We start from the raw sequence: 26,238 nt of genomic DNA on the forward strand, positions 1-26,238 counted from the left end.
ATAAAAAAGACAGTTTTCTCAACTGTCTTTTTCTTTATTTCAGGCACATTACTTCAAATTTTGTTTTTGCTGCTTACGATTGCGCCTGCGCTGACGAATTTCAGCAATTTTACGTTTAAAAAACTGGATACGCTGACGCTTTTTCCACCAGTAATAGACTAGTGCCAGTGCACCAACGCCAATCACAACATACACAACTGCCTGGAACTGATGCACCTTATGCATCAGCCAATCAATATTTTCCGCACCATATTCACCCAGATATACCCACACAGGTACAGAAATCATTGCTGCCAGACCATCCATCAGCAAAAATTTCGGTATAGAAACTTTCCCGCTGATACCGGCAGTAATATAAATCGGGGTACGCAAACCCGGCAGAAAACGGGCAATAAATAATACCCAGCTACCATATTTATCAAATTTATCCTGTACCTGAGCATAGCGCCTGGGCGTCATTACCCGCTGAACAAAACGAAATTTCAGAATACGATGACCAAATACGCGTCCGGCACTAAACATCATACCATCACCTACCAGAACACCCGCCATACCTACCATAAACATGGTATGAACATGCGCATGTCCCAGTCCGGCAATAACACCACCGGCAACCAGCGTTACGTCTTCCGGTATCGGCACACCAAAGCCGCAGGCGACCAATACCAGAAATACCGCTGCATAGCCATACTCAGTAAAAAAAGCTTCCAGCAATGCAAACATAAAATGCCCGTTCTTTTTTTATTCCTGTCAGACAGATTTACTCTGCCAAACCCGACTTAATTGCATTGGCAATTTTTTCAGCTGCCTGACGTGCAACTTCAGTCTGACGAGCTTCTACCATAACCCGCACCACCGGTTCTGTTCCTGACGGGCGAAGTACCACACGTCCGTTATCTCCGAGCTGTTTTATCACCTCATCGGCTACCGGCGCCGCAATACTCTGCCAGTCCTGATCAGGCTCAATATGAACATTAATCATAGTTTGCGGAAAAGGCTGCCAGTCAGTAAGTATACTGGCTAAATCCTGCTGTAAAACCTGTAAGGCTGCAAAGACCTGTAAAGCTGCAATAATTCCGTCACCAGTATTATGCTTATCCAGACAAACTATATGACCGGAAGCTTCTCCCCCCAGTGACCACTGATGCTGATGCAGCTGTTCCAGAACATAACGGTCGCCTACTTTAGCGCGGACAAAATCAATGCCCAGCCGCTTAAACGCCAGCTCCATAGCAAGATTGGTCATAACCGTCCCCACTACACCGCCATCCAGACAACCTGCTGCAGCACGAGCTTTGGCAATTACATAAATCAGCGCATCCCCATCATAGACTTTGCCGAATTTATCTACCATCATCAGCCTGTCGCCGTCACCGTCCAGCGCAATACCATAATCGGCTTCATTCTGTAATACTGCTGCCTGTAGTGACTTAGTATATGTTGCCCCGATTTTCTGATTGATATTATAACCATCCGGCTGATCGCCGATGCAGACCACATCTGCACCCAGCTCATGAAATACCTTAGGAGCCACAGCATAGGCCGCACCATTTGCCGTATCTACTACCAGCTTCAAACCGCGCAAATTCAAATGATTCGGAAAAGTAGATTTACAAAACTCAATATAACGGTCAACAGCACCATTTATGCGCCGTGCACGACCAAGCTCGCTGGAGGGGACAGTTTTTACCGGCTTTTCCAGCTCTGCTTCAATTTCCAGCTCCAGAATATCACTTAACTTGACTCCGCCCTCTGCAAAAAATTTAATACCATTATCATGATAAGCATTATGTGAAGCAGATATCATCACCCCGCAGTCCAAACGCAGTGCACGGGTTAAATAAGCCACACCCGGTGTAGGTAATGGTCCGGTAAGCAGTACATTTACCCCTGCTGCTGTAAAGCCGGCTTCCATTGCTGCTTCCAGCATATAACCGGAAATTCTTGTATCTTTACCAATCAGCACAGTAGGCTGATGATCAGTTCCATGTTGTACCAGTACATGTCCGGCAGCATACGCTAATTTCAGTACAAATTCGGGGGTTACCGGAAACTTACCAACTTCACCCCGCACCCCGTCAGTACCAAAATATTTTTTTGCCATCACCTGCTCCGACCGATTAATTCAAGACTATTATTGTAGAACAGGCATAGCTGTTCAGTCAGTAAATAAAATGTTATTTGAAAACTATCCGGTTCACAATAAATCTCAACCCGATTAAACTCTACTCAGATTACATAATAAAAACGCAGCCCGCGTCTGCTGACAATCTGCAACCTATCTTGTTAAATACTTCCGCCCAAGGCCGCCCATACCTGTAAACCCTGACGTGTTTCACGTACATCATGTACCCGTATAATTGCTGCACCACGTGCCACTGCTGCTACTGCAGCCACCACACTTCCGGCAACCCGTTGTCTTGGTTCAGTTTCATCAGTCAGTAAACCAATCATCGTTTTACGTGATACCCCAATCAGTACCGGACAACCGGCGGCCGCATGCCAGTCTGCAAAATGCTGCATTAATGCGATATTATGCTGAAGACTCTTACCAAAACCAAAACCCGGATCTATTGTCAGACGCAAACGGTCAATCCCAGCCTGTTCACACACAGATACCCGTTGCTGCAAATACTGACCAACTTCAGTAACCACATCCTGATATTCAGGATTATGCTGCATATTTTCAGGCTGTCCCTGCATATGCATCAGACACACACCAATATTCTGCTGCTGCGCAAGTAAATCCACTGCACCGGCATCTTCCAGTGCCTGAATATCATTTATTCCGTCAGCCAGTTGCTGCTCGAGTAACTGACGCATTACCCATGTGCGGCGTGTATCAACAGTTAATGGTACATTCCAAGTAACCAACTCTGTTAATACCGGCTCAATACGCTTCCACTCATCCTGGGGTGAAACAAAATCAGATCCGGGACGGGAGCTTTCTCCGCCAATATCCAGAATATCCGCCCCATCCTTTAATAACTGTTCCGCATGCTTTAATGCCAGAGTCAGAGAAGTACTGTAACTTCCGCCATCTGAAAATGAATCCGGCGTTAAATTGACGATTCCCATAATTTTCGGCTGAGCCAAATCAATTTGAAAACGCCCGCACTGCCAGTAATTTTGACTAGAATTATCCATACTTAAATCATAATCTCTTAACATTTATCAAATAATCATACAGTCTGTATTTGTGGTTAAACCAATAATACTAGCAATAAATTCTGCTCAGCCAGATAAAGTTATTTCTCTTCGCATCTCAATTTTTTTATCCGCAAAGTACAAATTCAGACTCACTGAAAATAACAAAAATATAAAATCTATTAAAAAATCATTGTAAATCAAAGAATATTAAAATAAACAAAGATATATATTGAACTACAACCAGAATTGCTGTCAGAACTAAGACAGAATACCTTGATGTAAAATAAATTGATAAATCTCAAGATTTAAATATCCTGTCATTATCTGAGTTATATAAATAACCCAGACTCCAATATAACCATCATAATTGCTCTGATTTGACATTTATAACTGATAATAATGGAGAAATATTCAATTTATAAATTCACCTATTTTAAAGCCAGCCAGATTAATAAATGAAAGAATATTTGTCTCATGGGAAATATTGATTTACTACTTTCATGAATTGAACCGTTTAGCTGAATTTTTAACACCAGCTTTTGCCAGTATTTTATCATTTACATAATACAGAATCTTCCTGACTTAAATTACCATGCTTTTCAACAATTCATATGAACCAAAATAGCATATACCTATATACCAGAATAACTATTTTCAGTATTACTATTATATTTTGTGCCTCTTATTTTCAGATAAAACATAGAAAAAACGGCAGCTATTGCTGCCGTTAAAAATCATATAACTACATCAATTAGTCCTGTGATTTCTGTTCAGGTGCAGATGCTTTAGATTCAGTATGATCTGCATCCTCAGCCACAGCATCAGCTTTAATTTCGGATTGAGTTGCTCCATCCGCTTTAGCACCTGTTTCGGTTTCAGCTACCGCATCAGTCTTAGCTTCAGTTTCAGTCTCAGCTAACGGCTGCTCAGTATCGCCATCCTTAACTATATTTTCACTGAAATCTTTTGGCGGACTAGGCTGCTTACCTGCCATAATTTCCAGCACCTGATCACGGTCAATGGTTTCCCATTCAATCAGAGCCTTAGCCATGGTATGCATCTTATCGCGATTCTCATCCAGAATTTTATAGGCAATTTCATACTGCTCATCAAGGATACGACGTACTTCAGCATCTACTTCCTGCATGGTTTTTTCAGAAATATTTTTCGATTGCGTTACAGAGCGCCCGAGAAACACTTCATTTTCATTTTCACCATATACTACAGGTCCCATTTTTTTGGACATACCATAACGGGTTACCATATCACGCGCAATCTGAGTAGCACGTTCAAAGTCATTAGAAGCACCAGTAGACACACGACCAATAAACAACTGTTCAGCTATTCGACCACCAAACAGAATTGAAATCTCATTAAGCATCTGATCTTCATACATACTGATGCGGTCACGTTCCGGCAGCTGCCAGGTCAGACCAAGTGCACGCCCACGGGGCATAATCGTTACTTTATGTACCGGATCTGTAAAATCCAGTGTCTCAGCAACAACAGCGTGTCCTGATTCATGATAAGCAGTGGCTTTTTTCTCATCCTCATGCATAACCATGGAACGGCGTTCAGGACCCATGTAAATCTTATCTTTAGCATCTTCAAAGTCACTCATGTCTACTTTGGTCTTATTCCGACGACCTGCAAACAGAGCAGCTTCATTTACCAGATTGGCTAAATCAGCACCGGAAAAACCAGGTGTACCACGTGCCAGCACAGGTAAATCCACTGATTTATCCAGAGGCACTTTGGCAGCATGTACTTTCAGAATCTGTTCACGTCCGCGGATATCCGGTAACGGTACCACTACCTGACGGTCAAAACGGCCAGGTCGCATCAGAGCAGGATCAAGCACATCCGGACGGTTGGTTGCCGCAATCACAATAACTGTTGTATTGCTTTCAAAACCATCCATCTCCACAAGCAGCTGATTCAGTGTTTGCTCACGTTCATCATTACCACCACCCAAACCGGCACCACGCTGGCGGCCTACCGCATCAATTTCATCGATAAAAATCAGACAGGGAGCATTCTTTTTTGCCTGCTCAAACATATCGCGAACACGCGATGCACCCACACCAACAAACATCTCTACAAAATCGGAACCGGAAATACTGAAAAACGGCACCTGAGCTTCGCCGGCAATTGCTTTAGCCAGTAATGTTTTACCTGTACCCGGTCTGCCACACATCAGAATACCGCGCGGTACGCGTCCGCCAAGCGTCTGATAACGCTGTGGTGCCCGCAGATAATCCACAATTTCCTGCACTTCTTCCTTAGCCTCATCACAACCGGCTACATCAGCAAAGGTTGTTTTATTAGACTCTTTATCCAGCAATCGGGCACGGCTTTTACCAAAAGAAAAAGCACCACCCTTGCCTCCGCCGCCTTGTGTGGAGCGCATGAAATAAAAAAATACACCAATCAGCAACAGTATAGGTAATATGCTGATAAACATATTAGTCAAAATACCCGGTTTTTCTTCCGGAATCACATTAACCCGAATATTTTTCGCTATCAGATTACTAACAAAATTATTTTCCAGCGGTGTCGGTGCATTGGTAATGAAAGAAGATTTATCATGACGCTGGCCCTTCAGTTGCAGACCATTAATCACTGAACCTTCAATATTTACACTGGCAATCTCACCCTTGTTAACCTGCTGAATAAACTGAGAGTATTCAATTTGCTGTTTACTCTCTTTTTTCTCAGTAATGGCATTGAATGCGGCCATTAATACTAACGCCAGCACCAGCCAGACCAAAAGATTCTTTACGGTATTCCGCACTGTCAGAAACTCCTAAGGAGGTTAATTAATTGTTGTTCAGAATAGTTAATATAGCCACATCTTCACATAGCATTGGCTATAACTACTATTTTTTACCGCGACCAAGCAAATAAATTTCGCTCGAGCGGTCACGGGATGCTTTCGGCTTGCGAACCATTACCTGAGCAAAACAATCCTTCATAGCCTGCTGAAACTCTTGCAGACCTGCTCCTTGAAACACCTTCACCAGAAAATCACCACCCGGTTTGAGATGTGCCTGAGCAAACTCCAGACCCAGTTCTGCCAGATAAAAACTGCGTGCCTGATCAGTAATGTTATTGCCAGACATATTGGGTGCCATATCACAAATTACAAGATCCAGTTCACAACCATCCAGCAAAGTTTCAAACTTTGCCAGCACGTCATTCTCGCGAAAATCACCCTGAATAAAACGTACACCCGTCACTGGTTCCATAGGCAGAATATCCAGTGCAAATACCTGTCCAGCCGCACCAGCCAGCCTGGCCGCAACCTGCGACCAGCTACCCGGAGCACTGCCAAGGTCAGCCACTACCGCACCCGGTCGTATCAGATGATCCTTATCATTGATTTCCAGCAACTTATAGGCTGCGCGTGCACGGTAGCCTTCTTTTTGAGCCAGATGAACATAATGATCGTTAACATGCTCGTTGAGCCATGCACTGGAAGATTTAGAGCGAACACCCATGATGCAAATTCTTGAAAAAATCACCACATTGTATCGTGAAATTGATGCAGAATACAGCATTTCCCCTTATATAAAAGATAAATTCATCAGCATAAATAATTTTATCCGCCGGCTATACTCAGCAATTAATCAGACCTGTTTCTCAGGTTTTATTCCAAATCTTTTTTGTAGTGTAAGTTACTCATCTGAATAGATTGACATAGTGAAACACCAGCGCACATATCTGATAAATTGTTTCATTAGCTGCACCAGAATAAAAGCCATAAGAGCGCATAGCGGCAGATAAGCAGGGGTTTCAATTCTGGTACTCAATGGCATGATAGTATCGGCCGTAGCAACATATGTTGCCCATGTATTTCTATCATTTTCCAGGTCAATAGTTTCAATCTCAATCAATTGAAGCTGTGGCTCCTCTTTAAGTACCTTATAACTGAAGGAATAATTACCATCTGATGATTTATCCTGCCCGCTGGGGAATTTGGCCAGAAATGACGTATTTTCCGGTTTAAAATCTCTATTAGTACTATAATTTACCTGAGTAAAAGTACCATCAGACTGAAATACCGCAACTTCAAAAGGATAATGAGATTGGTTTTTGATGCTGCTTCTAGTATATATATGCGACACTAACGGCAGACAAACCACGCACAACCCAAGCCCTGCAACCAATCTGAAAATAAAGGTATCCAGAACTCTCAGTATGCCAAGGCACAAAATCTGCGAAAATTTCATAATTATAATGACTTAACGAAAAAGATATTAATTTTTGCTAACTAATTAAAATAGAATAAATATTACCAACAATAAACAAATATCACAGAAATTAAATATACCTGAATGTTTTATAAATTACTATTTTAATTAAAATAAGAAATACCTTATTAATATACTGATTTTGAATTTTTATTTTCAATACAAATATACAAGACCTCTCAACTATAAAAAATCGTCTGTCTCATTTAAAATAGCTCAACTCTGAATCTAACTTGAATAACAGGCTAATCAGATCGTAATTAATCCGGAAAGTAAAATGGCAACAGATAAATTAAACAGTAAAGAAAAAATGGCATTAAAAGCTCGTGCACATCAATTACATGCAGTAGTACTGATTGGTCAGCACGGACTGACTACTGAAGTAATCACCGAAACCAATCGTAATCTTGATGCACATGAACTGATTAAAGTACAGGTAGCAGGTGACGATCGTGCAGCGCGTATAGCCATTGCAGAAGAACTATGTAAAGCTACTCATGCCGAATTAATTCAGCATATTGGCAAACAACTAATATTATTCCGCCGCAAAGAGAATCCGGCAGAATAAATAAAAGCGATTCATTACATGAATCGCTTTTATTTTATCCGGCTAGTTTCTGTAAAACAGTAAACAATTTTTTAAATGCAGATAAATTAAATATAAAACACTTCAAGAATTTCATATTCGCGAATACCGCCCGGTGCCTGAACTTCTGCCACATCACCCTCTTCTTTACCAATCAGAGCACGTGCTATAGGTGAACCGACATAAATTTTAGCCTGTTTAATATCTGCCTCATCTTCACCCACAATCTGGTAACTCACTACTTCTTCGGTTTCCAGATCCTGCATTTTCACTGTAGCACCAAAAACCACCTTACCATCAGCATTGGTTTCTTTTGGATCAATAATATGCGCCAGGGAAAGCTTGTGCTCAATTTCAGCAATCCTGCCTTCAATAAAGCCCTGTTTTTCTTTAGCAGCTTCATATTCTGCATTTTCCGACAGATCGCCATGCGAACGTGCTTCAGCAATTGCTTCAATTACAGCCGGCCGAGCTACACTTTTAAGCTCTTGTAGCTCTTGTTTCAGCAAATTAGCACCAATTACGGTCAACGGAATTTTTTGCATCATATTTCTCCAAGATACCGCTGCAGAATGCATCAACGGTATTTCGTATTAATAACAAAAAGCAAGCCGCCCGATTTTGGCGGCTTGCGCTGTTCCATAGGTGCTATTTTAGCAGACCGGTATAAAATAGCAACGTTTATAACGACTATTTCATAGAATAATCAGCTAATTTAATTTGCCATAATATTCATCATCAATACTGCGGCTTTGTATGTTCATTAATCTGATTAATCGAACCAATCATCGCCAGATTTATCTGAAGTCTAAACTTCATTTAAATATATTTTAATAAAAATATACATATTTTAATTATTTTATTAGCTTATGCCTCGGTTATCTAATCTTTTAATTATTTCATAATATATAGTAAATCAATTCAGCTTTCTTTTATGAATTTTAAAAAATTCAGTTTCGCCCGATAAGGAAAATCACTCAGATATAAATTTTTTGCTAAAATTCATCAGAACAAATTTACCAAAAGAATACTGCTGCTAACCATTTAAAAAATATATACATTGATTGGCTTGTTAATAAAATATTCAACATCACTACGCTAATTAGATTTAAATTAGACTATTAGTATATCCTTTCGCTCTCGCTTTATATCTAATCAAATAATCCCGTTTAAAAATCTAAAATTATTTCAATATGAATCTATTTAAAACAAATAAAAATTTTGTAGCTATGCTATTAGTAATATTGTTGTCTGCCTGTAATAAAACTAAATCATTAGAAGAAAGTTATAAAACAGATACTCTGAATGTAAATACAGAATTTATTACTGAAAAGAATATAAATATTAACCAAATACAACAGATACCAGTTAATACTTTAGTATCAAAATACCCGCCATTAACAGATAGTACTTTTATTTTAGGCAAAGGAGATGGTGTGATTTCAGAATTCAGAATTAGTTTAAGAAATACATTTACAGAAAAAGAAATTGAAAACAGAGACATTATAATCAGAGAAGTAACGTGGTCTTGCAATCAAGATGAAAATTTAACTATCTGGTATGAGAAAAAACAGGATAAATGGGTTCTGGTAGACCATGTAATTTGGTATAAAGATGCTTTATTTTAAACATTTATTTAATCATTAAATATTAATTTATTATATAAATAATAGTCCAGACTATATCTTAAGAGCTAAATTTAATTATTTCATCTGATCGGTATCCAATCAACATAAAAATATATACTATCCAATCTAAGTATTAATATTTCATTAAATAAAATACCTTTCAAAGATATTTCTCTGAAAGGTATAAAATTGATTAATAAAAATCATCAGGTTTTTATCAGCTTAAAGTAGATTCAATGCTATTCTTTGTTATTAGAACGGAATATCGTCATCAATATCATCTACCGGAGCAGGAGTAGGTGCCGGCCGTGGTGCCTGACGGCGCGGAGCTGCCGGTGGCGGACTGGAAGCAGCAGGTGCAGCATCATAACCATCCTGATTATAGTTACCTCCCTGTGCATAGTTATTTCCGCCATTCATCTGATCATAGCTATTACCTGAGCCGGAAGCCCCGTCATTGCGGCTACCCAGCATTTTCATTTCATTGCCGATAATATCGTATGCGGTGCGTTCGATACCATCTTTACCGGTATATTTACGGCTCTGAATCCTGCCTTCAATAAACACTTGGCTGCCTTTACGCAAATACTGGCTGGCTATCTCACCCAATTTACCGAACAGAGTAATATTATGCCATTCAGTACGAGTCTGGCGTTCACCATTACGGTCACGCCACTGTTCATCGGTAGCTATGGAAAAATTGGTTATTGCATCTCCGCTGGGCATATATCGTGTTTCAGGATCACGACCCAGACGGCCAACCAGGATGACTTTATTAACAGACATGGTGGTTTCCTAATAATGAATACAGGCTGTCCAAGATGACAACCCATAATTAACAGATTACAAATATCGCAGAATGCCGGGAATTCAGGCCCATTGCCAGTGCCGTTGCCAGGCATTGATAACAGCATTCGAGTAAGTACTACGCCCTAAGCTACCATTATAACGCGCCAGCGCTCTTACCATATTACCATTCTCACGATTTCGATAATAACGCAGGATAGTACATCCGTAACGTAAGTTAGTGCGAATATCGAATAAGTTATGTTCCGGACGACCAATTTGTTTTACCCAGAAAGGCATTACCTGCATTAAACCGCGGGCGCCTACTCCGGAGATAGCATATTGACGAAAACGGCTTTCTACTTCGATCAGACCAAGTATAACCTGTGTATCCAAACCAGCACGCATTGATTCATACTGAATATTGGTTAATAAACGTTTTCGTGCATAATCATCAGGAATATGTGAAGCAAGACGACCCGACATGGCATTTAGCCAGCGGCTGGCCTCTGAAGGCGAAGAAAAAATCAGGCGCGGAGGATTGGCATTATTAACTGCATTGCGCATGATCGAAGCAACATCATCAGAAAGGGTTTCTTCACGCTGTGCACCTGCCAACACTATACGCGGCACAGCTATCCCCAGCAGGGAAGCACCGCCTGCCTGTAACAGCCGGCGTCGCGAAACAGATTTATTTCTGTACGGCATATAATTTAATTCCGTTTGTGTATTGTATACAAACTGATTGCAAGATTACGATAGGTAATTTTAATTGATTATATTAAATATAGTTAGATATTTTAAAGTTTATACAGTATTTTTTATGACAATATGAGTTTTTCAATCCACAGAATCCATATCAGACAACTGTTTTAAAGAAAAAAGCCAATATCAATATTGGCTTTTTTCATGATATAACAGCTGAACTGTTTAACTCAGAGCGATCGGTACAAAAGCTTCACGCGCCAGTTCTTCTTGTGCCATATCAGTTACTACTGTAGAAAATTGTACACCAAACCAGTTTCTGAAATTTTCAAAGCTCAAATCAGGCCACAAGCTTTCATCCTCACACCAGTCAGCCAGTTCTGCTGCAAAGATATCCTCATAACGCTGTTCGATTTCACCCCACAAGCTATCTATATCTTCACTAGCGGAAGTCAGATAGGCATTGGCATCCTGTTGCAAAATATCCAGAGATAACTGTTCCAGATCAATATCAGGCAATTTTTGCAACCAGGCCCAGAATGGTTCAAGCGGAACAAGCAAAAATACACTGCGGTTAACTTCATACATAGTCTTATTCCTTGTTTTATACTGATCTGAATTTCAGTTTTCGGAATGATACTTTTTACTGTTATAAAATACTAACGTTTAATGCACATTCCAATAGGGCTGACTTGCTGAAACCGGAGATTCAGACAAGTTGTCGTCTGTAATTTTATCTGGTGTTGAATCAGCTGTTGCCGGAACATTGTCATCTGATTCAGTTACTTTTTTAACAGATTGACTTGATGATACAGAAGTCGGCTGGGTAACAGCATTATCGCTACCGGGAGCTACCAGATTATCAATATCGTCATCATCTTCATCATCTGCCGGAAACAGTGAGCCGCCTACCTGATTGTTACGCAATTTCATATATACATCACGCATGTATGTATAGCGATCCAGTGCAGCATCATTCAAGCTATCAGTTACATCCAGCAATGCTTCACGCGAAGCCACTCCATTAAGACCAGTAAGACTCCAGCGTACAGCATCTTCCTTGAAAATAGCATTTTCTATGGGGAATATATCAGTAATGGTACTGCCGATACTATCACGTACTGTCGACGGACCCAAAAGAGGATAAACAAAGTAATTACTGTTTTTCCAACCCCAAGAGGCAAAGGTATCACCAAGGGTATTTTTGTTGTTCGGAATCCGGCCTGCATCAGCAATATCCAGTAAACCGCCCAAGCCAAATGTAGTATTAATACCAACGCGCACGAAATCTGTACTGGCTTTCTCAATATCCAGACGCAGCAGATTACTGCCAAAACTCACTACATCGCGCAAGTTATTGAAAAAGTTGTTAACGCCTGTACGTACAGGTGAAGGAGTGACTTTTCGGTAACCGCGGGCAACCGGTGTCATGATATAACGATCAAGATGATCATTAATATTGAACATCACCCGGTTATAACCCTCATACGGATCTTTATAAGTATAGGTCTGTTCTGCTGCCGCCCAGCCAGCCTGACTGAGCATAAGCAGTACACAGCCTGTTAGCAACTTTTTCTTACTACTCATTGTAATGATTCCTCTACACCGTAAAGTGCCATCAGGGTAATGAGTCCCGCCGGCACACCGGCGATGTGCAACATAAATTTCTGTCTGTGCGCCAGCCGCTTAGCCGCCACGAGCAATGCCACGCAGGCAGAATCGGCTTCGGTTACACCACTGACGTCCACTTTTTCTATTTGTCCGGTTTGGATACAGTCACAGAAACGTTTGAAATCGTTTTCTCCTACTGTACCCATAGTTACCTTATCATGAATCATCAGGGTTTTACCCTGCACGTTGGTTTGCATGATTATTTACCGTTTTTGGCACGTAAATCCGCTACTAAACCATCTATGCCTTTCTGGCTGATAGTCTGATTAAACTGGTTGCGGTATACAGTCACCAGACTGGCACCTTCTACAGCTACATTGTAAATACGGTATATATTGCCTGCCTGATACAGGGTGTAATCCATACGTACTGGTTTACTGTTAGGTGTAGTAACATCTACACGCACAATGATTTCGCGTCCGCCCTTATTAACGACAGGATTACTGTATACATTTGCCTGAGCATTTTTAAATTTCAGCATAGTGCCGGAATAAGTACGGATTAACAGGGTTTTAAACTCTTGAGTTAATGCCTGCTGCTGTGCAGTACTGGCTGTACGCCACGGAGCACCTACCGCCAGTGCAGTCATGCGCTCAAAATCAAAATACGGAATTGCATAGTTTTCAGCCTGACGACGTACCTGATTATCATTTTTACCATTGGCTGAACTTAAAATATTCAATACCTGAGTAGCATTGTCTTTAAGCTGGCTTACGGCCTGCTGTGGTGAGGCAAATGCCATACTAATGCTCATAATGGCAATGCTTACCGCCCCCATAAATGAAGATTTATTCAGTTTCATTTAAATATTCCTTTAATTAAATTAAATTTGTTTATCTACTGTTACTTTTACTTATTCACTCGCAGAAACAGCAGTATCTGTTTTTTTATTATCGCTTTTGGCATTACCCTCAGCAAAACTGGTCATAAATTTACCAATTAACTGTTCCAGCACCAAAGCTGAACTGGTAATAGTAATATTATCCCCATCGGCCAGATTATCCGGATCGCCGCCTTGCTCCAGTCCGATATACTGGTCGCCAAGCAAACCTGAAGTCAGAATCTGCGCTGAAGTGTCAGTACTAAACTGGTACTGCTTATCAATTTTTAAAGTCACTTTAGCCCAGTAAGTTTTCGGATCAAGTACAATTCTGTCTACCCGGCCAACCACAACACCGGCTGCTTTGACAGGCGCCTGTGTTTTTAAACCGCCAATATCGCTGAACGAGGCTGATAAAGTATATGTAGGCTGGGAAGAGCCGATACCATTACCGCCGGCTACCCGAAAAGATAAAAATAGAATTGCCACTATGCCTATTAAAACAAATAGACCAACCAGCATTTCCAGACTGTTTTTTTTCATATCATTACCTTGTTAATCTGCACCCTATTTGGTAAACATCAGAGCGGTTAGCATAAAATCCACTGCCAGAATAGTTAGTGAGCTGGATACAACAGTACGTGTATTGGCGCGCAAAATACCTTCTGATGTCGGTTTTGCATAAAAACCCTGATAAACAGCTATCAGAGTAACAACTACGCCAAATACCAATGATTTAATTAAACCATTTACAACATCGTAGTAAAAATCAAGATTATTCTGCATTTGACCCCAGAATACGCCGTTATCCATGCCAAAATATTTTACGCCAATCAGATAAGCACCATAAACGCCGGCAACATTGAATATTGAAGCCAGTAAAGGCATGGAAAGTACACCTGCCCAGAAACGTGGGGCGATAACTCTCGCCACCGGATCAATAGCCATGACATTCATGGCTTCCAGTTGTTCAGTGGTTTTCATCAAACCTATTTCACTGGTCATTGCACCACCGGCACTGCTGGCAAACAGTATTGCAGCCAGTACCGGACCAAGTTCGCGCAGCATGGCGGCAGCCACCATATAACCAAGAATATCAGCAGATTTAAATTTAGCCAGCTGTGTATAGGCCTGTAACCCCAGTACCATTCCGACAAACAGTCCTGATACTGCGATAATGACAATAGAAAGAACACCGGAAAAATACATTTGCCGGATCATCAGGCGCGGACGGCGTAAAACTGTTCCGCTGCGCAGCAAGGCGGCAAGCAGAAATAATGCTGCCCGCCCCAGATGCTGGACAAAACTCAGGGTTTTTGCACCCAGTTGCTCAATTGCTTTCATCACGCGATGTCTAAATCCTGTTGTAAGGTGGTGGTAGCCGGATAACGAAATGCTACTGGGCCGTCTGCCTGACCATGAATAAACTGATTTATCCATGGTGAATCCAGTTCACGCATTTGTAGCGGTGAACCGGAAAAAATAATTTCACCGTGTGCCAGAAAAACCACATGGCTGGCAATATCCAGAGATTGCTGGATATCATGTGTCACCATTACACTGGTAGTTTGTAAGGCTTTATTGACCTTACTCACCAGACTGGCTATTACCCCGAGTGAAATCGGATCCAGGCCGGTAAATGGTTCATCATATAGCAATAATGCCGGATCAAGTGCAATTGTACGAGCCAGTGCTACTCGTCTTGCCATACCACCGGAAAGCTCGGATGGCATTAATTGCTCTACCCCGCGTAAACCAACTGCATTCAGTTTCATGACCACCAGATCATGTATCATGCTTTCCGGCAAATCAGTATGTTCCCGCATTGGAAAAGCAACATTATCGAATACTGATAAATCCGTAAACAAAGCACCAAACTGAAACAGTACGCCCATGTTACGGCGATGGTAATACAGTTCTTCGCGGCTGAATTCGGCAATATCACGACCATTGATCAATACTTGCCCCTGTTGTGCACTGATCTGGCCGGTAATTAAACGCAACAAGGTTGTTTTACCACTTCCGGAACTACCCATAATAGCGGTAAAACTGCCCTGCTCCAGTTTAAAATTAATATTTTTTAAAATGGGTCGGTCGCCATAAGCGAAAACCACATTTTTCATTTCAATAAACGGCGTAGCCATATTGAGAATTCCCATGCCGTATAGCAACTTAGATTTTATGATGTCTGTTGGTATTTATCAAATACAAGTGCGTAATTACTGCTCTGCTTTCCAGTGTCTGCTCATATCCACTGCAGCATGAATTGCTGCAAATAAACTGCTGCTGGTTGCTTCACCAGTACCGGCAAGATTCAGCGCAGTACCATGATCCACTGAGGTGCGGATAAAAGGCAGTCCCAGAGTGATATTAACGCCCTCTCCAAAACTTGCATATTTTAATACCGGCAATCCCTGATCATGATACATAGCCAGAACAGCATCAGCCTGTTCAAGCATGAAAGGCTGAAACAGTGTATCTGCCGGAAATGGTCCGGTTATTTGCATACCTTTCTGTTGTAACTGGCTGATTACCGGAATAATAATATCATTTTCTTCATTTCCAAGATGACCGCCTTCACCAGCATGCGGATTGAGACCGGCAACCAGAATACGCGGCTGTATCAGCCCGAATTTTGTCTGCAAATCATGATGCAGAATAGTTAGTACTTCGGTTAATAATTCAAGTGTCAGGGTATCTGCTACTGCCCACAGTGGTAAGTGAGTAGTGGCTAAAGCCACTCTCAGACCGCCACCGGTAAGCATCATTACTACTTGAGAAGTAGCACTTTTAGCAGCCAGATATTCCGTATGGCCGCTAAAAGCAATACCGCTATCGTTGATAATTCCTTTATGAACCGGAGCAGTGACTATAGCAGCAAATTCACCCTGTTCTATGCCAGTATATGCTCTGTCCAGTAATTGCAATACATAAGCAGCATTTTGTACGTTTAATTTTCCTGCCTGAACAGATACCTGAACTGGAATATGACAAACTTCCAGTACTCCGGATACAGGTTTGTTACTATCTGGCTGATAAGCCTGTATGGTAATTTTTTTATTCAGTTGTGCCGCACGCTGCTGCAATAATTGCATATCTCCCAATACCACAATGCGTTGCGGCCAGTCCTGGCTGGCCAGATCCAGACAGATATCTGGACCGATACCTGCCGGCTCTCCGCTAGTAACAGCAATAATTAACTGATTCTTCATAAAAATAAGCCAGAATTATAATGATATTTTTCACAGAAAAATCAATAAAAAATACTTAGCTATCAGAATATACAAACTCTACATTTCGACACTGATACAGGCTGCACGCATTGCAGAAAAGTTGTTTTTATCCGGTTAATCCAAAGGACGAATACTGATATAGGCCTGATCATGTAACTGTTTCAGGAAATTCTGCAGTAGAATTTCGCGTTTTTCCTGTACCAGTACTGCACGCATTCCGTTACGCTGACGTTCTTGCGGGCTGTCATTGCTTCTGACAGCCACCAGACGGATTACGTGCCAGCCAAACTGAGTACGCACCGGCATGGATATCTGACCCGGCTGCAATGATTTCACCGCAGCTTCGAATGGCGGTACAGTCTCACCATCGATAATCCAGCCCAGATCTCCGCCATTTTGTGCACTGCCGTCCTGAGAATACTGCCGTGCCAGCTGATCAAATGAGGCACCGGAACGTGCCTGCTGAGCAATCTGTTCAATCAGTTTTCGTGTGATATCGTTATCGTTTTTCAACAGAATATGTTGCACATGATAGGAATAGGCTGTAACCGGTGGCGGCAGAGGTCGCCCTTCCTGCTGTGCGCGTGCAATAGCATCATCAACCTCTGCATCACTGACCTGACTTTTGCCCATTACTTCACTTTGTTCAATTTTCTGTGCCAGCAGGTTTTCCGTTATGGTGCGGCGCAGCTGATCTTCATTCACACCTTCTTTAGCAATGCGCTGAATCAGCTCTTTAACTGTCATATGGCGTTGTGAAGCAAACAGTTCAATTGCTTCGTTTACATCGGCATTAGTCAGGCGGATATTGGAGCGCCTGGCAGCTTGCACCAGTAAATCCTTACGTATCAGCTGTGCAAGTGCCTGCTCGTGTAAATCTGCATTACTGATATTTTGTCCTTTTGGTAACTGTGAACGCATCTGGGCTGCTACTAAGTCCAGCTCGCGACGTGTTATTACATCATCATTGACAACTGCCACAATGTTATCAACTGGTTTGATATCCAATGCCATTGCCGAAGGCAATACTACAGCCAGCATCGTTGCTGCCAGCCAGGAATGTATCTTTTTCATTAATGTTTTACCTCATAAGTATTGCTGTAACCGGGAATTTGTGAAGTGAGCTGATTGAGGGAACCATTTCCCATACCTGTCAGGTCACGCAACTGCAATTGGAATAATACGGCGGTTTTGCGTTTTTTGTAATCATCTGTATAGCGGGAACCTACCAGTCCGGCACTCCAGCAATGACACGGACTCTGGTACTCTATCCCTACTGTCTGATTCAGAGATGTACTACTATTAAAATCATAATCCTGCCGTGCGACCAGATAGTAATTACGGGTTAGCGGCCATTGAACACCGACATCTATTGTACGCATTTTGCCATAAACATCATCATATAAATTTTCATAACGACCATATTTATAGCGAACACTGATAGTTTTACCTGCATTCGGTGTATAGCGGATGCCAAAGTTATAACTTTCAGATGTTTTTAAATCCTGATTATAATGCCAGTTAGTTTCAGCTGTGATGTGCTCGCTCAGGGCAGCACGTCCAAAAGCCACCATATCAGAGCGTTTGCGTTCTTTATTTTTAGGCGTGTTGTCATTCAGTTTGACGTTATCATCACGGAAATAAAAGCGCTGACCAATACCGGCTGCGAAACGTTCAATACCGTTAGTACTATCATATATCCGAGATTGCAGTGCTGTTGTCATAAAATTAGCCGCATTGATTCTGTCCTGTCCTGAATAACGGTTTTCATGAAATAACTGATCATAGGTAAAACTGTTTTCAGCTGTATCAAACAAAGGCATATCATTCTGATTACGTCGCGGTATATAGGTATAAAACAGACGTGGTTCCAGTGTCTGAATATATCCCTTGTTTAATCGATTGTTTTTCCATAAACGCTCAAAGGTCACGCCTGAATCCACACTAAGTAAAGGTACGGCACGATCCATACTGCGGCTATCCTGATTATCCTGCCGGTTCATATCATAATGAGTGGCATGAAAACTCAGTTTTGGACGGATATAACCCCAGTTATTGGAATAGTCAGCAGTAAATGTGGGCAATAACACCAGGCGGGTACCATTGGGATATTTATGTATCCACCAGTCTTTATGACCAGTTTCCCTGCCCTCAAAACGGGTTGCTTCAGCATAGACATTGACTGCGTAATGATTACCAAAATAACGGTTCCACGTAGCAGATAAACGAGGTAAACGTGAATAAGGCTGATCCTTATATCCACTGATTGAGGCCAGTGTCTGATATTTTTGCACCATTAAACTGCCATCAAATGTCCCGCCCCATAAATCCCGGTGGTAATTCAGCCATGCCTGCCGGTTCAGATTAGAACTGCCATTATCTCCGCTCCAGAAATCACGCCGGTAATCATCATCTGAGACCTGATGATAGTCAATACCGCCGGTTAATCCCTTTGCCAGTCTCTGGGAATGGGTAAAATCAATTTCTGCACGATTTTTGTGACTGCTTTTCTGATCATTCGGCACCCAGTCAGCACTAATCTGCCCCTGATAAGTCGGCTGCAGGTAACGAAAATCACCGCCCAGCTGTATGCCACGGCTGCTAATAAAATGCGGCCGGATAGTTGCATCATAATTAGGAGCCAGATTCAGATAATAAGGAGTCATTATTTCAAAACCGTCAGATCCTCCTTTAAGTGTAGGCGTCAGAAACCCGCTTTTACGATTGCCGTTTAACGGAAAATCGATCCATGGTGTGTAAAACAGAGGAACACCGCCAAATACCAGCGTTGCATTACGGGCTACCCCGACATTTTTATCATAATCCAGATCAATACTGCCTGAACGGATATACCAGCTGTCATCGCCCGGATTACAGGTGTTGAATTTAGCACTTTGCAGACGATAGCGATTTTTACCACCCATCTGTATCTCGTCCCCGACACCTTGCAGACGCCGGTTATCATTTTCCATTTCAAAGCGGCCGGCATCACCGACACCCGTACTTTTAGCCATGTCGTAAGTAACATGTTCACCGGTAACACGTCCCTTACCATTATCTAAAGTAAAGTGATCACCAGCTTTAACAATCTGGCTTTCCTGATCATAATCAGCCCAGTCTGAATTCAAAGTGACATCATTACGCTCAATAATGACACTCCCTTTTGCATGTACCTGAACCTGTGACTGCCCGTTGACATCGTCAGCCACAACCCGGGTAACATCAGTACCCGGATTAGCTTCACCGCTGCTTTGTACAGGTTTAACAAAATTTTTCGGACGCTGTGGCGCTGTACAAACATTTCCTTCGCCCATAGACAAAGGTGAGGCCGCAAGAACAAACCCGGGCAAAGTACAAAAAACCGTTGTTAAGGCCAGAGCTAATGGTTTTGGAGAGAATAAGTAGGACAAAGTATCACCTAAACGGCTTTGCCAGTTAAAATAGTGTTTATTTTAACCTGAAAAATGTCATGCAACGAGAATCTGAATTAAAAAAATGGTTTCATACCTGCTATCCGCAACAGGAATTTGTTCTTAGCTTTGCAGCTGCTGATGCTGATTTCCGACGCTATTTCCGCGCTACTTTTACTGACGACCGTACAGTAATCTGTATGGACGCCCCACCGGATAAAATGAGTATCCTGCCATATATTAAGGTACAAAAGCTTTTTCAGGCTCTTAATGTTCCCGAAATCTATCATCTGGATACACAGCAGGGATTTATGGCTCTGGAAGATTTTGGTAATACCCCTTATCTGGCTGCACTGCAACAGGATAAACGTACTGAAGTACACAAAGTATTGCTGCTGGAAGCCATTGATGAACTCATCAAACTGCAACTTTCAAGCCAGCCGGAGCAACTACCATTATATGATGAAGCCGTACTAAAAAGGGAAATGCAACTTTTTCCTGAATGGTATGTTCAGAAAGAACTTGGTTTATCATTAACTGAGAAACAGCAACAGTTATGGCAGCAGACAGTTAACAATATATTACCGGTAATATTGTCACAGCCACTGGTCTATGTACATCGTGATTTTATTGTTCGAAATATTATGCTGACCCGCGACCGCCCTGGTATTCTTGATTTTCAGGATGCATTGTATGGTCCGATTACTTATGATTTGGTATCACTATTACGTGATGCATTTATCGAATGGGACGAAGAATTTATACTTGATATTGTCATTCGTTACTGGGAAAAAGCAAGAGCTGCCGGATTACCGGTACGTACCGATTTTGATCAGTTTTACCGTGATTTTGAATGGATGGGTGTACAGCGCCATCTGAAAGTTGCCGGTATCTTTGCCCGCTTATATTACCGCGATGGTAAAGATAAATATCGCGGTGAAATTCATCGCTTCCTGAAATATTTACGCAAAACCAGCCGCCGTTATGGTGAATTGCGCCCGCTACTGCAATTAATTACTGAATTAATTGGCTCAGAAGAAGTTCAGACAGGTTATACCTTCTAATTAAATTAAAATGATTAAATATCTGCCAGGAAATAATAAAGCTGCCTTAATTCCTAAGCAGCTTTATTATTTAATCTGCAGAAATATTAAATAAAAATTTTAGTTTCTGCCAAAATCCCATTACTGCATAATTATTTAACCGGTTATTTAAGTGCCATTCCTGTTGTTTCATTTGTTCAAGTAAATTGTGTAAATGTGATGCTTCAGATTTCATTTCTTCGTACTTTAAATTTATATAATTAAGCTCTCTTTTTAAATTTGCTTGTTCATTATCATTTAATAGCTGCTTATTTTCTAATTCACGCTTATATGCGTCTTCAAGAGAAATAATCTTATCCGTATAAAATTTATGATTCACCGGATCTGAACGTATTTTGCCATATACGTTTTTCTCAAAAATCTTCTTTAGTGAGAAATAATAGTTTTCAACATCTGCAACTGTAAATTTTATTTCACCGCCAAACTCTGTCTCTAGTTTTAATTTTTTTGAAATACTCACTTCAATGATCGGTATATGATTCTTTTCAAAAGAGTGTATTTTTTTAGAATAACAAGCATTAGTATAAACAACCTCTATAGCCAGACATCCTTTCCATTTTTCCTGTAATTCACACTCAGAAGAAAAATAGCCAACAAGGTCAGGATAATATTTTTCCTCATCTTGATCAAAATGCTTAAATCGAAGACACGGCTCAACTAAAAATTTTGAAAAATTTAAAATATATTTATTTTTATCAATAGTAAATTTAATTACAGGCATTTCCAGTAATATCACTGTCGCTGCAGAATGATAAATAGACTCTTTATTGTTTTCATCAATTTCGTCGGATTTATACCGAAAAAAGCCATGTTCAGTTGGAATTAACTCCAGACGATTAATTTCATCATATTCCGTTGAGTAAAACGTTAATTCCAGATATTTTTTAAAATTTTGTTCTTTTAATCTCAGAACATCCCAGATATAAAAAATTTTTGGTTGCAAAGATTGATTTTCGCAAATAAAATATTGATTTTTATCTTTAGCATATGCCCAGATTTTTCTAGCCATTTGTTATTCTCCCCTGTATTAAATTTAAATAAAATAATTCAGATTCACAAAATTGACTTCTTTTTAAAGCTACAAAGGCATATACCCGTCAAATCGCGTCGTTTTACCAAAATACTGAAATGCCGGTGTCTTTCCTGCTAAAACTGCCCCATTAGCCGGTCTTTTTACCACGACCCGTTTTCGGGCTAATTTCTGTGCTGCGAGTAATAAAGCCTGATCATTATCTATATCTGCATTACCCAGTAATTCATGAAAATAAGCCATTTCTTTTTTTACTGCCGCTGCTTTTTGCTTTTGCGGATACATCGGATCCAGATAGACCACATCAGGCAATGGTATCTGCTTTTGTTCCGCGTCCGGTAAAGTAATACTGCCATAATGCAGATGAATCTGCTTTGCTATATGCGCAGTCTGTTCATCAACCATCGCACGTTTCAGCCCATCCGCAAATAAAACATATACATAAGGATTCTGTTCAAATACCACAACTTCCAGTCCCAATGATGCCATTACAAAAGCGTCCCGACCTAAACCTCCGGTAGCATCCCAGACAAGCGGCCGGTTTTTGGCCTGAATAGCACGTGCCAGTAATTCTCCCCCGCCAAAAAGCCGCCGGTGTCGTGCAGTACCTTCTACAAAATCAACCCGCACGACCCCTTTTTGCCCGGCTTTAGCTAAAGCAAGACTGTCATTTTCGTATATCAGATATAATCCCTGTTCGGGTGGTTGTTGCTGATAACAGAGTTTTTTACTGGCCAGCAATTTCTGTAAAGGAGTGATCAGATCAGTTTTATCTGCTATCTGACCGGTTAAAATCAGAGGCTTTACCATCAGACAATCCCTAACCGTTCCATCCGGTAACGCATAGAACGAAAACTGATACCCAGTAACTTGGCGGCCTGTGTTCGGTTATATCGGGTTTGCGCCAAAGCCTGTTCCAGGATTTTTCTCTCTATTTCATCCAGATAATCCTGTATCTGAGTTTTTCCGAACTGGTAATCCTTAATTTCCTCATTACTATCTGCGGATAGATTACTGCCTGCATTCTCTGCAGATTCAGTACGCGGATTATCCAGCTGATAGCTATGAATCTGTAAATCATCTACCTCAATAATATGATTTTTCGACAGTGCAATAGCACGTTCCAGAATATTCTCCAATTCACGGAAATTACCGGGATAACTGTATTGCAACAGTGCTTTTTTTGCTTCCGGTGTTAATGTCATGGTTTCATCATGCAAAATTCGTTGCAGTAAAACCCGAATTAACTGCGGTAAATCATCACGTAATTCACGTAATGGCGGCATGATAATAGATACAACATTCAAACGATAAAACAAGTCCTGACGAAACTGACCTGATTCAACCAGAGCATTTAAATCTTTATGGGTTGCACAGATAATACGGACATCAACCTGCTTTTCTTCCATTTCGCCAATCCGGCGTACAGCACGTTCCTGAATGGCCCGCAATAATTTAACCTGCATCGATAGTGGTAAATCAGCTACCTCATCCAGAAATAATGTTCCACCGTCCGCATGCTGGAAAAAACCGGCCCTGTCTGATTCTGCTCCGGTAAAACTGCCTTTTTTATAACCAAAAAACTCACTTTCCATCAATGCTTCAGGTATGGCACCACAATTTACAGCAACAAATGCCTTGTCTCTGCGTTCTGACTGTTCATGAATACTGCGCGCTGCCTGCTCTTTACCACTGCCTGATTCTCCGGCAATGTATACCGGCACGTTACTTTTAGCCAGCTTGCTGATCAACTGACGTACTTCTGTTATTAACGGAGAATTACCCAGTAAACGTTCACGTACCGGCTGTTCGTTAACCATTGCGGAAGTATCTTCATTTTTTTGTTTATTTTCAGACTGTTTAAATGCGGTTACCATTTTATTATCTATTTCGGTTTCGGCAGTATTATTGATTGTAATAACAGATTTAACCAGAGTACGCAGCTGCGCCAGAGTAATGGGTTTTTGTAAGTAATCGAAAGCACCATTTTTCAGTGCCTGTACAGCCTGCGCTGCATTTCCGTAAGCGGTAATAACTGCAATCGGAATATCCAGATTATGGGCAGTAATATAATCAACAATCTCCAGCCCTGAGCCATCCGGCATACGCATATCCGTTAGCACCAGAGAGAAAGCATGCGTACGTAAAGCCTTTTTTGCCTCAGCTACACCAGCGGCAGTTTTTACGGACAAACCCATTTTAATCAGGGTTAACTCCATTAAATCACGAATATCGGCTTCATCATCTATTATCAGTACCGGCTTTTCTAAGTCCATCTGATTATTATTATTCATCAACCATCCTTGGCAAGGTTAATTCAAATCCATTAACTTCAGGGCGATAAATTAACTGACCATGATTAGCCTGAGCCAGTTCGCGCGCCACATACAATCCAAGACCGGTGCCGCTGGATTCAGTCGTGAAAAACGGTTCAAACAAATACAACTGATTTTCTGCACTGACACCAGCACCATTATCAATTACGGTAATGGAAATTTCATTTTGCTCTTCTATACAAAAAATAACACGAATAGCATTTTTATTCTGCAAACTATGACGCCAGGCATTATTCATCAGATTCCATATAATCTGCTGCAAGTGTACCGAATCACACCAGACGATTAAATCCCCTTTATCGGCTTGTAGTTCAATACAATCCACAGCCTGCTGCCTGATCAGTATAAATTCCTGCATAAAGGCAGTCCAGAATACCCGCAAATCAATTGCCTGTTTATTTTTTTTATCCCGCTTATTCAGCATACTGATATCTTCAAGCATTTTATCAATACGACTGATATTGTTCTCTATAATATTAAACAGCCGCAGTCGTGTCGAATCATATTCTTCTTCCTGTAACAATTCATTGGCCTGTCTTATTGCAGACATCGGATTACGAATTTCATGAGCCAGATTAGCCGTTAACTGGCCTAATGAGGCCAGTTTAATGGCCATAGCCTCCTTATCAATTTCAGTACGCGAACGCATTGATAACATCAGTAAAGGCGTATTTGCTTCCTGTAACAAGCGTGCATGCACCCTCATCGGCCAATTATTCAGTGTACAGTTTATTTCGAAAATATTTTTCTGTTCAGTGTGCCAGTAATGCATAACCTGACGAAATAAAGCAGTTTGTTTATCAACCAGCAGCATCGGGAAATAATTCTGCGCCTTCCGGTTAATCAGCCACACCAGACCGCTTTCATCCAGTACAACTACCCCCTCCTGTACATAATTAAAAGCACGGTCGAGCAAATTCCGGTAACTGTTCAGCATTTTTGACTGCTGATATTGCAAATTTTGTGATCGCGCCAGTAAAGTAGCGGCATAGGCAGTCAGACCGGCCACAAGAAAGACAGCGGCAATCAACATAATGGCAATAATGCATATCCGCATACTGTGATTAGCAAAACCATTACGGCTTAGCTGCGTCCAGGTAATGATGACAATCAGTAAAGTTACATAACCGGCATAAATCATCGGATACCGGCCACGGCTGAACAAACAGGCCGAACCGACAAATGGCAGGAGTAAAATACCAAAACCGCTATCCACTCCTCCACCCATATTCATCAGCCAGGCTATCATGGTAATGTCTACAGCAGAATTAACATTTGGTAGTGCATCCGGCTGATTCTGCCAGCGTGGTACCAGCATGGAAAAGACAATCAGAATACCGTAGAGCGCTGCCCAGCTATACAGTTCAATTTTATTGAATATGGGTACAGCCAGACCGGGCTCATCCATGCTGCGGGTCAGCAAATAAAACGTCATAATTGAAAACAGCAGACTTATACGCGCAATATTCAGCAAAGCTGAAAGCCTGTCCAGATATTGCGGCCAGCCATTTATATGCGTTTTCATAC

Annotated in this window: 26 protein-coding genes; 3 read left to right on the plus strand and 23 right to left on the minus strand. The window is 41.3% G+C overall.

From position 1 onward, the window contains the following. Nucleotides 1-48: 48 nt before the first annotated feature. The 6 genes from H3V11_RS01470 to H3V11_RS01495 form a co-directional block, all read right to left on the minus strand. Nucleotides 49-723, minus strand: coding sequence for a DedA family protein (locus H3V11_RS01470; protein ID WP_084552052.1), 675 nt, complete (start codon nucleotides 721-723; stop codon nucleotides 49-51). Between the two features lie 37 nt (nucleotides 724-760). Beyond that, a complete protein-coding gene (gene glmM, locus H3V11_RS01475; RefSeq protein ID WP_078475675.1) occupies nucleotides 761-2,104 on the minus strand; it encodes a phosphoglucosamine mutase in 1,344 nt (447 codons plus the stop codon). 182 nt (nucleotides 2,105-2,286) lie between these two features. Then, on the minus strand, nucleotides 2,287-3,147 hold the full coding sequence (gene folP, locus H3V11_RS01480; protein WP_198223452.1) for a dihydropteroate synthase: 861 nt from the start codon (nucleotides 3,145-3,147) through the stop codon (nucleotides 2,287-2,289). Nucleotides 3,148-3,901: 754 nt separating this feature from the next. After that, nucleotides 3,902-5,944, minus strand: a complete 2,043-nt coding sequence (gene ftsH / locus H3V11_RS01485) for an ATP-dependent zinc metalloprotease FtsH (RefSeq protein ID WP_041880462.1) — start codon at nucleotides 5,942-5,944, stop codon at nucleotides 3,902-3,904. Nucleotides 5,945-6,029: 85 nt separating this feature from the next. Then, nucleotides 6,030-6,650 carry an RlmE family RNA methyltransferase gene (locus H3V11_RS01490; protein ID WP_041880460.1) on the minus strand — a complete coding sequence of 207 codons (621 nt, stop codon included), beginning with the start codon at nucleotides 6,648-6,650 and terminating at the stop codon, nucleotides 6,030-6,032. Between the two features lie 177 nt (nucleotides 6,651-6,827). Then, nucleotides 6,828-7,382 (minus strand): hypothetical protein, encoded by a 555-nt coding sequence (locus H3V11_RS01495; protein ID WP_198223453.1) that lies wholly within the window; start codon nucleotides 7,380-7,382, stop codon nucleotides 6,828-6,830. A gap of 298 nt (nucleotides 7,383-7,680) precedes the next feature. On the opposite strand from H3V11_RS01495, the gene yhbY reads away from it, so the two are divergent. After that, entirely contained in the window at nucleotides 7,681-7,971 is a 291-nt protein-coding gene (gene yhbY / locus H3V11_RS01500; RefSeq protein WP_041881436.1) for a ribosome assembly RNA-binding protein YhbY, read from the plus strand. A gap of 86 nt (nucleotides 7,972-8,057) precedes the next feature. Here the strand turns inward: yhbY and greA are convergent, their stop codons facing one another. After that, nucleotides 8,058-8,534 carry a transcription elongation factor GreA gene (gene greA / locus H3V11_RS01505; RefSeq protein ID WP_025331212.1) on the minus strand — a complete coding sequence of 159 codons (477 nt, stop codon included), beginning with the start codon at nucleotides 8,532-8,534 and terminating at the stop codon, nucleotides 8,058-8,060. A gap of 648 nt (nucleotides 8,535-9,182) precedes the next feature. Here greA and H3V11_RS01510 point away from each other — a divergent pair. Then, the gene (locus H3V11_RS01510) at nucleotides 9,183-9,617 is read left to right on the plus strand and encodes a hypothetical protein (RefSeq protein WP_198223454.1); all 435 of its coding nucleotides are present in this window, start codon (nucleotides 9,183-9,185) and stop codon (nucleotides 9,615-9,617) included. Between the two features lie 252 nt (nucleotides 9,618-9,869). Here H3V11_RS01510 and H3V11_RS01515 read toward each other — a convergent pair whose 3' ends face one another. The 12 genes from H3V11_RS01515 to H3V11_RS01570 form a co-directional block, all read right to left on the minus strand. Further along, nucleotides 9,870-10,403, minus strand: a complete 534-nt coding sequence (locus H3V11_RS01515) for a single-stranded DNA-binding protein (protein WP_078475680.1) — start codon at nucleotides 10,401-10,403, stop codon at nucleotides 9,870-9,872. Between the two features lie 84 nt (nucleotides 10,404-10,487). After that, entirely contained in the window at nucleotides 10,488-11,111 is a 624-nt protein-coding gene (locus tag H3V11_RS01520) for a lytic transglycosylase domain-containing protein (RefSeq protein WP_174830534.1), read from the minus strand. A gap of 222 nt (nucleotides 11,112-11,333) precedes the next feature. Further along, nucleotides 11,334-11,696, minus strand: a complete 363-nt coding sequence (locus tag H3V11_RS01525; protein WP_198223455.1) for a VacJ — start codon at nucleotides 11,694-11,696, stop codon at nucleotides 11,334-11,336. A 78-nt stretch (nucleotides 11,697-11,774) separates the two neighbouring features. Further along, nucleotides 11,775-12,695 (minus strand): VacJ family lipoprotein, encoded by a 921-nt coding sequence (locus tag H3V11_RS01530; RefSeq protein WP_370570160.1) that lies wholly within the window; start codon nucleotides 12,693-12,695, stop codon nucleotides 11,775-11,777. Then, a complete protein-coding gene (locus H3V11_RS01535; RefSeq protein WP_084547256.1) occupies nucleotides 12,692-12,976 on the minus strand; it encodes a lipid asymmetry maintenance protein MlaB in 285 nt (94 codons plus the stop codon). Before H3V11_RS01535 ends, H3V11_RS01530 begins: the two co-directional genes overlap by 4 nt. A 2-nt stretch (nucleotides 12,977-12,978) precedes the next feature. Beyond that, nucleotides 12,979-13,575: a phospholipid-binding protein MlaC gene (locus H3V11_RS01540; protein ID WP_100125965.1), complete on the minus strand. Its 597-nt coding sequence runs from the start codon at nucleotides 13,573-13,575 to the stop codon at nucleotides 12,979-12,981. A gap of 57 nt (nucleotides 13,576-13,632) precedes the next feature. Next, complete coding sequence (mlaD, locus tag H3V11_RS01545) at nucleotides 13,633-14,142, minus strand: outer membrane lipid asymmetry maintenance protein MlaD (protein WP_198223456.1); 510 nt, start codon at nucleotides 14,140-14,142, stop codon at nucleotides 13,633-13,635. Between the two features lie 24 nt (nucleotides 14,143-14,166). Then, nucleotides 14,167-14,943, minus strand: coding sequence for a lipid asymmetry maintenance ABC transporter permease subunit MlaE (mlaE, locus tag H3V11_RS01550; RefSeq protein WP_078475685.1), 777 nt, complete (start codon nucleotides 14,941-14,943; stop codon nucleotides 14,167-14,169). Continuing rightward, nucleotides 14,943-15,743 (minus strand): ABC transporter ATP-binding protein, encoded by an 801-nt coding sequence (locus H3V11_RS01555; RefSeq protein ID WP_084552135.1) that lies wholly within the window; start codon nucleotides 15,741-15,743, stop codon nucleotides 14,943-14,945. Before H3V11_RS01555 ends, mlaE begins: the two co-directional genes overlap by 1 nt. Nucleotides 15,744-15,818: 75 nt before the next feature. Continuing rightward, entirely contained in the window at nucleotides 15,819-16,811 is a 993-nt protein-coding gene (gene pdxA / locus H3V11_RS01560; RefSeq protein ID WP_198223457.1) for a 4-hydroxythreonine-4-phosphate dehydrogenase PdxA, read from the minus strand. A 135-nt stretch (nucleotides 16,812-16,946) separates the two neighbouring features. Then, a complete protein-coding gene (locus tag H3V11_RS01565; RefSeq protein ID WP_084552063.1) occupies nucleotides 16,947-17,906 on the minus strand; it encodes a peptidylprolyl isomerase in 960 nt (319 codons plus the stop codon). After that, nucleotides 17,906-20,242 (minus strand): LPS-assembly protein LptD, encoded by a 2,337-nt coding sequence (locus tag H3V11_RS01570; protein ID WP_198223458.1) that lies wholly within the window; start codon nucleotides 20,240-20,242, stop codon nucleotides 17,906-17,908. Before H3V11_RS01570 ends, H3V11_RS01565 begins: the two co-directional genes overlap by 1 nt. A gap of 59 nt (nucleotides 20,243-20,301) precedes the next feature. On the opposite strand from H3V11_RS01570, the gene amgK reads away from it, so the two are divergent. Then, nucleotides 20,302-21,306: an N-acetylmuramate/N-acetylglucosamine kinase AmgK gene (gene amgK, locus H3V11_RS01575; RefSeq protein ID WP_084565505.1), complete on the plus strand. Its 1,005-nt coding sequence runs from the start codon at nucleotides 20,302-20,304 to the stop codon at nucleotides 21,304-21,306. 70 nt (nucleotides 21,307-21,376) lie between these two features. Here amgK and H3V11_RS01580 read toward each other — a convergent pair whose 3' ends face one another. The 4 genes from H3V11_RS01580 to H3V11_RS01595 form a co-directional block, all read right to left on the minus strand. Further along, nucleotides 21,377-22,354, minus strand: a complete 978-nt coding sequence (locus H3V11_RS01580) for a hypothetical protein (protein WP_198223459.1) — start codon at nucleotides 22,352-22,354, stop codon at nucleotides 21,377-21,379. A 69-nt stretch (nucleotides 22,355-22,423) separates the two neighbouring features. After that, complete coding sequence (locus tag H3V11_RS01585; protein ID WP_198223460.1) at nucleotides 22,424-23,185, minus strand: class I SAM-dependent methyltransferase; 762 nt, start codon at nucleotides 23,183-23,185, stop codon at nucleotides 22,424-22,426. Continuing rightward, nucleotides 23,185-24,669, minus strand: coding sequence for a sigma-54 dependent transcriptional regulator (locus tag H3V11_RS01590; RefSeq protein ID WP_198223461.1), 1,485 nt, complete (start codon nucleotides 24,667-24,669; stop codon nucleotides 23,185-23,187). Before H3V11_RS01590 ends, H3V11_RS01585 begins: the two co-directional genes overlap by 1 nt. Continuing rightward, nucleotides 24,662-26,236, minus strand: coding sequence for an ATP-binding protein (locus tag H3V11_RS01595; RefSeq protein WP_084552068.1), 1,575 nt, complete (start codon nucleotides 26,234-26,236; stop codon nucleotides 24,662-24,664). The genes H3V11_RS01590 and H3V11_RS01595 overlap by 8 nt, the downstream gene beginning before the upstream one ends. Nucleotides 26,237-26,238: the final 2 nt, after the last annotated feature.

This window comes from Snodgrassella sp. W8158 (genome assembly GCF_016100435.1).
Classification (GTDB): Bacteria; Pseudomonadota; Gammaproteobacteria; order Burkholderiales; family Neisseriaceae; genus Snodgrassella; species Snodgrassella alvi.